General features: G+C 35.9%; 10 protein-coding genes. 5 read left to right on the forward strand and 5 right to left on the reverse strand.

What is annotated here, in order from left to right:
- Positions 1–204 precede the first annotated feature (204 nt).
- The 4 genes from QF004_RS08010 to QF004_RS08025 all read right to left on the reverse strand — a co-directional run bounded on the left by QF004_RS08010 (position 205) and on the right by QF004_RS08025 (position 5,686).
- On the reverse strand, positions 205–1,776 hold the full coding sequence (locus tag QF004_RS08010) for a phage tail sheath C-terminal domain-containing protein (protein WP_307424812.1): 1,572 nt from the start codon (positions 1,774–1,776) through the stop codon (positions 205–207).
- Positions 1,777–3,023: 1,247 nt separating this feature from the next.
- Positions 3,024–3,914, reverse strand: a complete 891-nt coding sequence (locus QF004_RS08015; protein WP_307424815.1) for an EamA family transporter — start codon at positions 3,912–3,914, stop codon at positions 3,024–3,026.
- Between the two features lie 169 nt (positions 3,915–4,083).
- A complete protein-coding gene (locus QF004_RS08020) occupies positions 4,084–5,088 on the reverse strand; it encodes a nucleotidyl transferase AbiEii/AbiGii toxin family protein (protein WP_307424818.1) in 1,005 nt (334 codons plus the stop codon).
- A complete protein-coding gene (locus QF004_RS08025) occupies positions 5,081–5,686 on the reverse strand; it encodes a DUF6088 family protein (RefSeq protein ID WP_133440147.1) in 606 nt (201 codons plus the stop codon). The genes QF004_RS08020 and QF004_RS08025 overlap by 8 nt, the downstream gene beginning before the upstream one ends.
- Before the next feature lie 610 nt (positions 5,687–6,296).
- Between QF004_RS08025 and QF004_RS08030 the strand changes: the two genes are divergently transcribed.
- The 3 genes from QF004_RS08030 (at position 6,297) to QF004_RS08040 (ending at position 8,939) form a co-directional block, all read left to right on the forward strand.
- Positions 6,297–6,776, forward strand: a complete 480-nt coding sequence (locus tag QF004_RS08030; protein WP_307424822.1) for a hypothetical protein — start codon at positions 6,297–6,299, stop codon at positions 6,774–6,776.
- Between the two features lie 786 nt (positions 6,777–7,562).
- Entirely contained in the window at positions 7,563–8,021 is a 459-nt protein-coding gene (locus tag QF004_RS08035; RefSeq protein WP_307424825.1) for a nuclear transport factor 2 family protein, read from the forward strand.
- A 402-nt stretch (positions 8,022–8,423) separates the two neighbouring features.
- Positions 8,424–8,939 (forward strand): hypothetical protein, encoded by a 516-nt coding sequence (locus QF004_RS08040; RefSeq protein WP_307424828.1) that lies wholly within the window; start codon positions 8,424–8,426, stop codon positions 8,937–8,939.
- 361 nt (positions 8,940–9,300) lie between these two features.
- On the opposite strand, the gene QF004_RS08045 is transcribed toward QF004_RS08040, so the two are convergent.
- Positions 9,301–10,089 (reverse strand): hypothetical protein, encoded by a 789-nt coding sequence (locus tag QF004_RS08045; protein WP_307424831.1) that lies wholly within the window; start codon positions 10,087–10,089, stop codon positions 9,301–9,303.
- Between the two features lie 438 nt (positions 10,090–10,527).
- On the opposite strand from QF004_RS08045, the gene QF004_RS08050 reads away from it, so the two are divergent.
- Both QF004_RS08050 and QF004_RS08055 read left to right on the forward strand, forming a co-directional pair.
- The gene (locus tag QF004_RS08050) at positions 10,528–10,740 is read left to right on the forward strand and encodes a hypothetical protein (protein ID WP_133440142.1); all 213 of its coding nucleotides are present in this window, start codon (positions 10,528–10,530) and stop codon (positions 10,738–10,740) included.
- A gap of 84 nt (positions 10,741–10,824) precedes the next feature.
- Complete coding sequence (locus QF004_RS08055) at positions 10,825–12,486, forward strand: ATP-binding protein (protein WP_307424834.1); 1,662 nt, start codon at positions 10,825–10,827, stop codon at positions 12,484–12,486.
- The last annotated feature ends 1 nt before the right edge of the window (position 12,487 follow it).

Genomic DNA, 12,487 nt, shown 5'->3' on the forward strand with positions numbered 1-12,487 from the left:
TGACCAAGCATAAAAAGCCAAATTCTTACTTTGCATAAAAACGCAATGACCCACATTACGAACGGTGAACCCAATGGCGATACCATTGAAACAGCATTGACCGATGCAAAAAGTAAAATTGATGAATTGAAGAAGTAAAATTTTGGTAAAGACCACGCATCGTCTTGTTTTGCTCCTGTCATGACTGTTTTAATTTTTCTTCGTTTAACTTTTTTGCATTTGTTGTTGGAATGTGATCTCAATGAATTCGGCAGGTCTGACAATAGCGACCAGCACTGTAATTCTCATGATGCCTTCCAGAATATCTTCCGGTGTCATGGTTTCCCCTAATCCTACAGAAACAGTGAAGGCATCTTCGGGGACGGCTCCTGCAAGACCTCCCCGTTTCCATATCCCGTTAAGGAAATTTCCTACCATGCTGCGGACAGTTACCCATGTATTTGCGGTGTTGGGTTCGAACACAAAAGATCTGGTTGCGTATTTTATAGATTCTTCCAGCATGATCACCGTTCTGCGGACATTAATATACCTCCAGTCTAAGGAATTGCCATCCAGTGTGCGGGCACCCCATACTTTTATTCCTTCTCCTGTAAAGTAGCGGATCGCATTAATTGCTTTTCCATCCGGCGGCAGGTTTAAGTCTTCCTGATCGGCGTGCGAAATAGTAACTGACGGGCTTATAACACTCGATAGCCCAATATTTGCAGGTGCTTTCCACACTCCCCTCATGCTGTCAACCAAGGTGTAAATCCCAGCCATTGCAGAAGAAGGAGGTAACAGATTGATATCATGGGCTATTTTCTTCATAATTGTTGCATACGCAACGCTCTGTTGTAATAGAATTTTGTGGATCTCTTCCTTTTCAGATGGGCTTTCAGGTCCTTCTTTGGTGATCCTTCCCGCTAAGTTTAATAATTGTTGTGTCCTTTTTTCATCTTTTTGAAAAACGGCTTCGGATTTCAGAATATTTTGTAAGTCTTCTATGTTTGAAACAGAATGAATTCCTAAATTCTTCTCTGATATAATAGCAGTATTCAGCCAGGGATAATAAGCCGCTGCATAATTTAGAAATTCAGTTCCTATCTTTTCGCGGAAAGTGGTGATCACGTCGCCTGCTTCCGGATCTTTTCTTGATTGATCACCATTATAGATATCCAGAATTGCAATTCTGTTCCCCATAGTTGCGCAGTGACGCAGCATCGCCGTCTGCAGGTCATAGCATTCCTGTTCTTCAAGGTAAACTGCTTCGGGGATGACAACCATTGTGGGTTCCTGTTCCTTCAAAAGAGGTTCAATACCTCCAACCAAAGCATCGTAAGAAAACGAATCCTGCTTATAGCCTTCATTAACTGAAACAATGTAACACGGGCCGCCACCGTTTGCAAAGAAAAAGTGCAACTGATAGTAAAGATTGAATTGGTAGTTTCTGGTCAGGCCATAGTATTGCATATCGTCCGGCTCACTTAGTTTAAAGATGGCCTCAGTGCAATTTTTTACGGCGTCAAATTTACCGGGATCTTTAAGGGCAGACAGGCCTAAACTGTTAACATCAGTTTTTACCAGCCTAAAGTCTTTGCGGGGAGCTTTCCCAAAATACTGTTCGTATTCGGCTAAGAAACTGATTCTGAAGGGTAGGTTAATTAAAGACTTGGACCCATTTTTCGCCTTTTCCGTATAGCCTATAAAAGCGGGTACTGCGGTTGCCACTTCTACAACGGAGTTTGGGAATGCATTTTTTTCAATGATATAGACGCCCGGAGTTTTAAGTGTATTCATTTAATTGATGTTTTGGTTTTAGATTTTTGTAAATGCTACATTTTCGTATGATTCTTCATCGCTGTTTATAATTGTTTACCTACTAAACTACAATCAAATATAATATTTCTACCAGCAGTATGAAGTTTTCATCGAATAATTTTTCGATGAATTAAGTTTCATAACAGTGGGTATTTCTGCAGGCTTGATAAAAACACGAAGACTTTCCCAGCCCTCAAAGGAGTGAATTTAATTCCTCACCAAAACTCCGATCTAAAAATGAACTGAAAACGACTTAGGAGATTTTTGCGTTAAGAAAAACCTTGAAGAGGTTCGCAGACTCAAATAAAAAAATAAAAAAAAGGAAGCAAATTGAAATTTCTTCACAACCAAATCTTCAATTAACAACACCTTTAAATCCCCATTGTTTGAGTGGCGGCAAAAAATGAGGTACACAAAAACCTGTTAACTTTCCGCCCGAGTTTTGGGGATTTTCTTGAAGAAATTTCAATTTTTTAGCAAACCGACGAAGGAGGTTCGCCGATTCCATCAAAAACATAAAAAGGAATGAGGCAAAAAGATCCAGTCTTGACTTTTTTGTTACTTTTTGTGTTAAGACAAAAAGTAAAAGAATAAAGAAAACCAAATTTATTTTCCCCAACCCTTACTTCGATAAGCTCAGCATAAAAAAAGGAGTGAATTTAATTGCTCACCAAAACTTCGATCTAAAAATAACCTAACAACTGACTTAGGAGATTTTTGCGTTAAGAAAAATTTAAATTTCTTCACAACCAAATCTTCTAAATGATTACCGCATAAAAATCCCCACTGTTTGAGTGGCGGCAGAAATCTACATACTTATAAACCCATCTTCTTTCCGCCCGAGTTTGGGGATTTTCTTGAAGAAATTTCAATTTTTTAGCAAACCGACGAAGGAGGTTCGCCGATTCCATTAAAAATAGGAAAAGGAATGAGGCAAAAAGATCCAGTCTTGAACTTTTGGTTCTTTTGTTTCAAGACAAAAGAACAAGAAACATTTTAGCAAACTAACAAAAGAGGTTCGTCGATTCCATTAAAAAATATAAATAAGGATGAAGCAAAAAATTCAAGAATTAAAAAAAATCAAATGCATTTGACCCAGCCCTCAAAGGAGTGAATTTGATTCCCGCTCTCCGAAATCTCCAGACTTTGGAGTTTTTTTATTCATAGCATGAAAACATGACGAGAATTGTCATAAAATGCGCAGCGGGAGCGAGATTACAGAGGCTTTAATTGTTTTTTACTTTGAACAGATGGCATCCATTGAATACAAGTACCGCAATAAAAATAAGGACATAAGCACAGATTTGCAGCGTTCCTAAGGGTTCGAGATACACCACTCCTGCCAATATAAAGGCAATAATAGGATTTATATTCAGCATCATGCCGACCTTTGATGAAGAGATGCCTGATAATGCATACAAATTGAGAAATAAAGGGATGATGGTGTAAAACAGAGCGATGATTTCAATATAGAAGTAAAATTTAAAGTCTGTAGGGATGCTCCCGGAAAACGTAGGAAAAAAGGGTAACAAAATCACAGCGGATAAAAGAATATGAAAATTGAGGATCAGGAATTTATCTAAGTTTTTATTAATATGCTGGCTGATCAGATAGCAAGCATAAGTTAAACCAATCAGACTGCTGTAAAACATATCAATCATACTGGTGTAAGAAAGCAATAAACAGCCAGCCAAACTCAAAAATACAGACAGCCACTGAAATTTGTTCAGTCGGTCTTTAAGAATAAAATAAGCGAGCACCGTAGTGATAATGGGGCAAACCAAATAAGCCACCGAAGTTGCCCGTACGCTCACATGATTCATCACATAAATAAAAGAAAACCAATTCGCCGTCAGCAGGACGCTACTCCCTATATTTAAACCTGCAATGTGCCATTGGTCCTTTCTTTTTAAAGACTTGAAATAACTGATCATACTTCTCAGTTTAGCCCGTTTAAAAAGGAGTGAAATAACAGTCATGATCAATGCACAACTGAAGACTCTGTAAAAAAGAATATCTAGCGATGGATAGGCATGTAAAGGTTTTAAGACCAGACTGAAAGTTCCCCAAAGGGTGAATGCGAAGAGGGCCGCGAGATAATATTTGAGTTTATTCAAGTTGTTTTTGGAGGTATTAAATTTTCGCTAAATAGGATGCAAAAATAGGAATTGATTGCTTAATATCCATCATCCATGAGCAATGAAAATCTCTTCCGTTACCTCAATTAACAGCCTTATTGAAGACTCTCATGCAAGTTGTGAATCTGTTTCGTTATTTTATGACGAGTCAATTTGAATTACCTTTAAATTTTTGCTGAATAATCTGCATTTTTTCAATAAGTTCATTAAAAGGTAAACTGTCACCTACAATCATATTTTCCTGCATTTGTCTATAATCTGCTTCCCAAAGATCAATCACTTCCACAGGAGGAATGATGTTGAGTCGATCCCTTTTATGATGTTCAAAAGAAATCCCTCTCCCATTATTCATCAGTTCTCTAAATTCGGCAATTTTCTTGAAAAAATCTTTGTCGGCAATTGCTTTTTCACCGTATTCAGAATTCATGAGCCGATCTAAATCATACAAATGACGGCTCAATTTATGGTGTCGAATTTTTTCGATCGGTTTTGAAAATTCTTCATGCAGAAGAAAAACTTTTTCCAGAAATGTTTTGGTTGGAATGGTAACTTCAACATCAAATTCAGGAAAAACAAAATCATCGTCTTTAAAACACTGATCGATGTACGAACTTATTTTTCTTTTCTCAGAGGGCTCTGATAAAGCTCTTGCACCCATCTCAATAATCACTTTCTTTCGAATGTGGGTTTCACTTGGAACAACTGATTGATATGATAATTCCAAAGTATTTGGGTCGCTGGTATCATCAATTCTGGAGTCGAATTCTATGCTGAACATTTCTTCCGGAATCCCTAATCTTTTAAGTTGATCAATTAATTCCACTCGGAAGTCGCCAATAACAAAATGCCCGGAAGCTTTGCGAAGTTTTTTGATCTGCGATTTCGATTTAAAATCATCAAAACCGAGAAAATGATAATCAACAATTAAATCAACATCTTCGGAAAACCTTTCAATAACAGCATACGCCTTGCTTAATGAGGTCCCTCCCTTAAAAACGATGTGTTTTTCATATTTCGATTGAAATACGGCTCGTAAAACCATACAAACCCACCAATCTTTTTCGATAACCACTTCGGAAAACCCAAGTTGAGCAGAAGTCTCATTGATTATTTCGAATTGTTCCTCTCCTGTTAATGTAAACCAATTATTCATTATGGAGTGATTTTAAAAGGATTTCTCTGATCCACGCTGGAGCAAGTTTAGCATCATGAAGAATATTATTTTGGTCTTCATTTTTCAATTGTTCAGAAATTTTATTCAAAATAATCTCATCTACATGGTCTTTTTTTATTTGTTTCAAAGCTTGAATAACCAAAGTAGAAATTTTCCCTTTTGTAGCTAGGTTTTTAGGAACGGTAGATTTGAAATTGATTGTTCGGTTGCCAACTTTAATCATTCTGGCAGCTCCGTCCGTAAGAAAGGTAAACTTCATAGGAACTTGGGTAGTTAATCCCAATATGTTTTCTGCAAAAGCACCAGTAGGGATAATTCTGGCGTGATCTCTTCTTGCAATAGCGTTTGCAATATCTTCTATCGAAGGAATGAGTTCTCCAATAATTTTACTGACTTTTGGCTTATAATAAATACCGTGAGATAGTCTTTTAATTTTTTGTTTTTCTTCAAGCCTGAGCAATGCTTTTTTCACACTTTCTGAATTTCCAAAATCTAAAAAATCATCCACAAAAAAAATCGCCCCATTTTCTAGGGTATCTATTTGATCTGAAATATATTGTTCCACTTTTGGTCTCATAATAGTCCCAAATATAATGAAAATTTGGGACGAAATAAGAAAACCCGTAGATTTAAAGTGCTGAATTGTTTTATTTAAAAAAATAGAGCATATTGTTATATTCCAGCACTCCGAAGTGAGGACATCCCTGCTCTCCTAAGTGTCCTCTCCTTTCGAAGTTTTTATATCAGCAATATGGATGGGAATTGGGGTTTAATTAACCCTATCTCTTCTCTATTAACATTTCAATAACCAGTCGTTTCACCTTCTCTTTCAATTACTTTCTTCTTTTTTCAAAGTGACCCTGCATTAGTGAATCCCTGATTCGTTATGATTAAAGTAGCCTTCCAGTAAACATGAAGAAGCATACGACGCTGAATACTTCATCGATATCGATAGGATTTAAAAATCGTGTGGTACAAAATAACTGCAAAATTCGAACGATGACTTCTTATCATTTCCGCTGACAACAATCAATACCGTGGAAACCTCAATCAAAAAAAATAAAAAATTCGGGTATCGTAATATTTGTAAATTTGTAACTTCAACTCACTGATTAACAGCTATAAAAGATTTTCTGATGAAACCTTTTAAAAACAAGGTGTTTTGTTATGACTGCGGACGGCAAAAAATGCTCTTCGAAACAGAAGTAAAAGCACAGACATTTATGAGATTCAATAATGAAGAAATTGAATCTGTAAACGGCTATGCTCCTATAAGAAGTTATTTCTGTAACGTATGTTGCGGCTGGCATCTGACTTCAAAAATGGGAGAAGCATATATCAGCCCGAAAACAGAGAAAGTACTGGAAGAATATGAGACTGCAAAGAGATTGAAAGCAGAAAGAAAGGCACTAAAACTGGTACAGGAAAAAGAAAAAAAAGAAATCCTGCTAAAGATCATTTGCATCGCAGAAAATAACATCAAAATTATGGAATTTTCCTCAGGCAGTAAATATGCAGCGTTATTTGACGAAACAGTAACGCTGCTTGAGAAAATAAAAAGCATTAAAGCTAATTTTAAAGGCAGCAACCAAAGAAAAAGGCAGATCGGGATTAAACTTTCCCTTTTAGCTGAAAAATTCAGAAATTCCAGAGAATCATTAATGTAATCAGCAAGCAAAGAGTCTTGATGTGGTAACTATTGAATGAAATAACAACTGATCATCATAAGGCACCATTAACAAATCTTCCTTCTTTTATAAAGTCTGAAAGCCAGTCAGTAAAATCCAAAAGCTCCGGATCATTTTTCGAATAAACCAAATTCTCAGCAATAATAGGAGTTTCCCAGTTAGAAATTTCAGAAATAGAAAGGTCATTATTCTCAATCTCTAAAAAAGCAGAATGATATAGGCATTTGAAGAATACGTTTTCAAAATTTGATCTTCAGCATTTTTAATCTTTCCCATTTTAAAAAGAGTGATTGCCCTCTCCAACAGAAAAACAGGATAACCAGAATCCTCAGGAAAATTTTTACTGAACCAGTTGAAATACCTTGAAGCTCCCTGATAATCCTGAATGTTCAAGTAGAGTTCAGGAGGCAGATACCGCAGTCCCCGATTCTAAGGGCTGCAAACCTGTTTTTTACCGGTTTTCTGAGTTTCAAATTCCCAGACAAAAGAAAACGGGTGCTCAGCAGAATTTTTAAACTGATAATAAAAATCTGCATCAAACTTCCTCGCTCATGCTTAAATCTTTCGCTTGGTTTTTGTTTTTAATCTCCATGCCTGTCGTTTTAGAATATGTTCCGGAGGAAACAATTAAAAACAAATGTATATATTTGAATGGTCTACGGAACATTTGGAAACAATTACGAATGGATAAAACCCGTATTTTTTACGTTAGCCAAAAAGTGATCAGAAAATGATCTAAATTGCAGAAAACTAATCAATTATGCTATGAGAACAATATTATCCTTATTTATTCTGACTTTTATACTAATCGGCTGTAACAATCAAACAAAAGAAAAAACGATGGAGACCTCAACAAATGAAAAATTGGTTCAGCAATATTTTGAACATTTCAACAATCACGAATGGATAAAAATGGCTGATATGTATGCTGAAACTGCCGATTTTAAAGATCCGTCACTGGGACAGGGAATTGTAAAACAAACAAGACAACAAATTGCAGACAAATATGCAGAGCTCCATAAAGTTTTCCCAGACCTTCATGATCAGGTTATTCAAACTTATCCTTCGGGGGACCAACATATCATTGTAGAATTCGTATCCACTGGAACGGGACCGGACAATGTGAAATTTGAATTACCTATTTGCGTTATTTTCACCATTGAAAACGGACTGATAACAAAAGATTTTTCCTATTTTGATAATTTTGACGAAGAAGAACAATAGATACATCATACCAAGCCCGAACCGCTAATGACTGAACATGAGCTGTACCTCATTCTTTTACGTGTTGGGGCGTTTGGCCGGAAAGGCAAAGAATGAAAGCCTGTTGAACGGAACCTTCGGCGGCCTTTCAACAGCATTTTGGCAGTCTATGGAGTTGTCATTTTTAAAATAGAGATTATCAAAGCTGTTTTTTTAGAAAGACTGCTTTTTTTGTGATTAAAGCCTTTTACAGAAAACTTAAAAAAAACATTTAACTTTTCATGCTTCCATTCCTATTTTACATCATTAAATATCATGTTTTCGCTTCTTTTATTAAAATATATAGCTATTTTTGAAAATAATAAACGGAATTTTTTTTCACAGACTGCCACTCGCTGAAATGATATTAATAAAAACCAACCAATGAAATCTTTTTTCCCTATTCTTTTTATATTTTGTTCCTGTTTCATTTTTTCACAAAAATTTGGGGAATATTATGTAACAAATAATAACGATACAATAAAGTGTGACATTTTAAAACATTCGTATGAAAGAGTAATTGTTTTAGAAAATGGGCAAAAGAAGAAATATAAGCCACACGAAATTAAATTATTTTCAGTTTTTGTTGGTGCACCAGTCAAATATGTTTCTCTTTTGAATAATAAAAATCAATTCTATGTAGAAAGAATTAATGGAAAATTGAGCTTGTATCATATTGATGACTGGGATCTTTATACAAAATCAATAGTACTGGCAAACGTACTGGTAAAAGATAATAAAATTATAAAATTACGCAGTAATACCTCCAATAGAAATACCATTTCAAAACTAATTTCAGATTGTCCGACGGTACTGGAAGATTGGAATAATAAAGAAAAATATCCCACTGAAAATATAGAAAGAGTTATTGAATCTTATAACAATTGTTCAAAGAACTAATGTATCACTTGGCGCTCTGTTCGGCTGGGCCTCAGGTCGTTTTGTCTGCAAGACAGGAAACCGAACAGTTCCTGATTTCCATTATGAACAAATGAAAGGCGGTTATTTATAGGTAACAAAATCCTGACGGGAGTTGGGATTTTTTTTGTGGAACACTGATAAAGTTTTATTTAAGTGATTATGCATAACGGTGAAAACAACATGCTTTCTTTTCCTAATTTGATTCATGAAATGATCTTCCTAGAAGATGGAACAACACCTTTTTACATAAGAATAGTAACTGGATTCTTTTTGGGGATTTTGTAGCGGATCAACAAGATCGCAAATTAATTTCTTAATTCGGTATCTTTTTTTATTTAATTCACTTTTCAGTGGTTTTTTTTCCTGCATATTTCTCCAAAATCCCTTCAGATACGGGTTTGAGTTCCTTATGATTATCCGGATTCGTCCCATCCATCGTAAAGAATTCGACCTTATTCCGATATTTAGAGTACCAAACCTTATTCAATCCATTGTCGAGATCTAAGGTGTCCGGACGGGTAATCTTCTTAAAATATTTAAACTGTACCGTATCCAGCGGAATAACTGCATGCTTAGGATTACGGTCTTGCGCCGTAGTCAATTTGTACTCCACTCCATTCCAGTACATATGATCATTTTTCTGAAAAGAGCCGTTAAAATGAGCAAAAGAACCACTTGCGAGGAGTGCACCCGTTATCCCTAAACTCATTCCTTTATTATTTTTGATAAAATCAGGGAGTCTTATCATATTATGGATGTTGATGTGCAACCCTCCTTCTACCACTTTTGTCAAGTCCTGGTAAACCCCGATCGGACGATGGACATTCGCGGCTTCTACCCCATCAAGAACAAACTCATTTGGATTAACAAAGTGCTCAAAACAGCGGTAGCTTAAATACTGACTGAGCTTATCCAAAGTATTGGAGTCAATTTCTATTTCATTTTTTTTTGTACTGTTGATGACATAGGTATCATAATAACGAATAAGCGTTCGCTCCGAGATGCTGAGACTCACTTTTTCTTCTAACGTTATCACAAGATATTCAGATAAACCGTTTTTCGTACTCTTTCCTGATTCCCTTTTAGCCTTATCAAAAACCTCTTCCACCAATTGTTTTTTCGTAAACATGACTGATTATTAAATTATTACAAAAAAAGCGATTTTTTTTAACATAACGCTACGGGATCCCGTAAAAACGCCTGATAATATACTGGAGGTTCTTATCGCAGGCCATTGCTCTTTTTTTAATAACCTAAAAAACCAAATCACCATTAATGTCAGAATGATGTCAGCCGCTGTCAGAAATCTGTCAGTGTTTTTGGCCCTTTCCCGACGTTACTTTGCCATAGAAATCAGTGAGAAACTAAACAACAAACCAACTGATTTCTGAATACCTGAGAAAACGGAGGATAAATCTCTGGGTTGGGAAGCGGTGCTTTCTCTTCTGTTTTCAAAGGGTTCACTTCCCAAAATTTAAGAAGCGCTTCTTTTTTAAAAACATGTAACACCGCCTGCAATCAGTTTTGCGGGGAAGAACATCAATGTCAATTTTTAAATTTTAAAACGATGATACAATTCTTATTAATGCTATTGGGATTAGCATGGGGAAACCATAATGGAAACACTACTTATTACAAAAATTCAAACAATGTAGGAATCCAAACCAGCACTCATACAGAAGGCCTTGACCCGGGAACAGAAACCGACGGTGGCGATGGTACTGGTGGGCCTCATGGACCAATTGGCGGGAATACAGGACAGACTCCACCTACTCCATAACCATAATAACACATTTATGAAGAGGCAGATACCGGATATCTGCCTTTTTTCATTATTTTGCATGAAAAATTGAATATGTTCAGAATGATATTAATTCTAATCTTTTTTACTTTCTATTCCTGTAAAAAACAGGATCCTGTAAATAAAAATCCTGCAGTCAACAGTAAGAATCACGACAAAGCTAATTTATTTAGAGGGGAGAAGCTTTCCGATTCTGCATTTTATTATTACAGTATTGCAAAAGATGAATATTTACTGAATAACGATTCAATAAAAGCCGCGCAGGCTTCTATCAATATGGCAATAATACAGTGTGATAACGGAGATTATTTTGGAAGTATTGAAACATCACTGGAAGCCGACACGCTGTTGGTTAATAAAAATGACAGTATTTCTAATGGCTTTTTAGCGGCAAATTATAATAATCTTGCCATTGCATCAACTAAACTTAGAAACTTTGATCATGCTGAGAATTTTTATAAACTGGCTTTAAAAAAGGTCACCGATCCCGAAAATAAATATGTGTATTATAATAATATTGGGGATGTACTAATAATGAGAGGGGACTTTAAAAATGCCCTTCGGAATTTGGAAGTTGCACTTCAGGTTAAAGACAGCATCAATTATGCAAGAGCTTTAAACAATTGGGCTTATGCAAAACATTTTAGTGACAACACTTTTAATCCTGTACCCTATTACCATAAGGCCTTAAAAATCAGACTGAAAGACGGTAATAAACATGGTTTAAATTCAAGCTATATCAATCTGTGTGATTACTATGCCGATAAAGATCCTGCAGTCTCCTTACAGTTTGCAAAACAAATGAAACAGGCGGCGGTAGAAGCCAATAGTACTCCGGATGTTCTGGAGGCCATTAAGAGAATCATTATTTTGGATAAAAATAATTACCTGGACAATTTTCAGACATACAATACCCTCAGTGCCGAAATTCAATTAAAAAGCAGCAAAGCCAAAAATCAATTTGCGCTGATCCGGTATGGGGTAGAAAAAAGCAAAGCCGAAAACAGTATTCTGAAAGTTGAAAAACTGGAATCTCAAAAGAAACTGATGTATCTGGCGATGATCGCGGCAGGACTGATAATTACAATGATAACTGTGATAATGTCTTCTAAGAAAAGAAGGAAAAGACTGCAGCAGGAAAAAGACCTGGAAGTAAAAAAAACGGAGTTAAAATACTCGAAAAAAGTGCATGACGTGGTGGCCAACGGGATTTATCAGCTGATGACCAAATTAGAAAACAATCTGGAGATCAGCAGAGATGAAACCCTTGATGATTTGGAATACGTCTACGATAGATCCCGGAATATATCGTATGAAGGTATTGAGGTACACGACAGCCCGGAAATTTTCAGTGAAAAAATCAGAAAATTAATAGGGTATTTTAATACCCACAACGTACAGACAGTTATTGCAGGAAATGACCCATCGATTTGGGAAGGGGTCAGTCACATCAAAAAAGGGGAAGTCTATCAAATATTGAGAGAACTGCTTGTTAACATGAAAAAACACAGTCATGCAGATCGGGTAACGTTACGATTTGAAAGAATGGAAGACAGGATTACGGTAGCCTACAGAGATACAGGAATAGGAATAAAAAAAGAAACTATTTTTAAAAATGGAATGCGGAATGTGGAATCCCGTATTGTAAATCTGCAGGGAGTGATTATTTTTGACACTGAAACAGAAAAAGGATTAAAAATAGATTTCTCCTTTTCTGGCTTATAAA

Origin of the sequence: Chryseobacterium sp. MDT2-18, assembly GCF_030815285.1 — a bacterium.
Lineage (GTDB): Bacteria > Bacteroidota > Bacteroidia > Flavobacteriales > Weeksellaceae > Kaistella > Kaistella salivictor.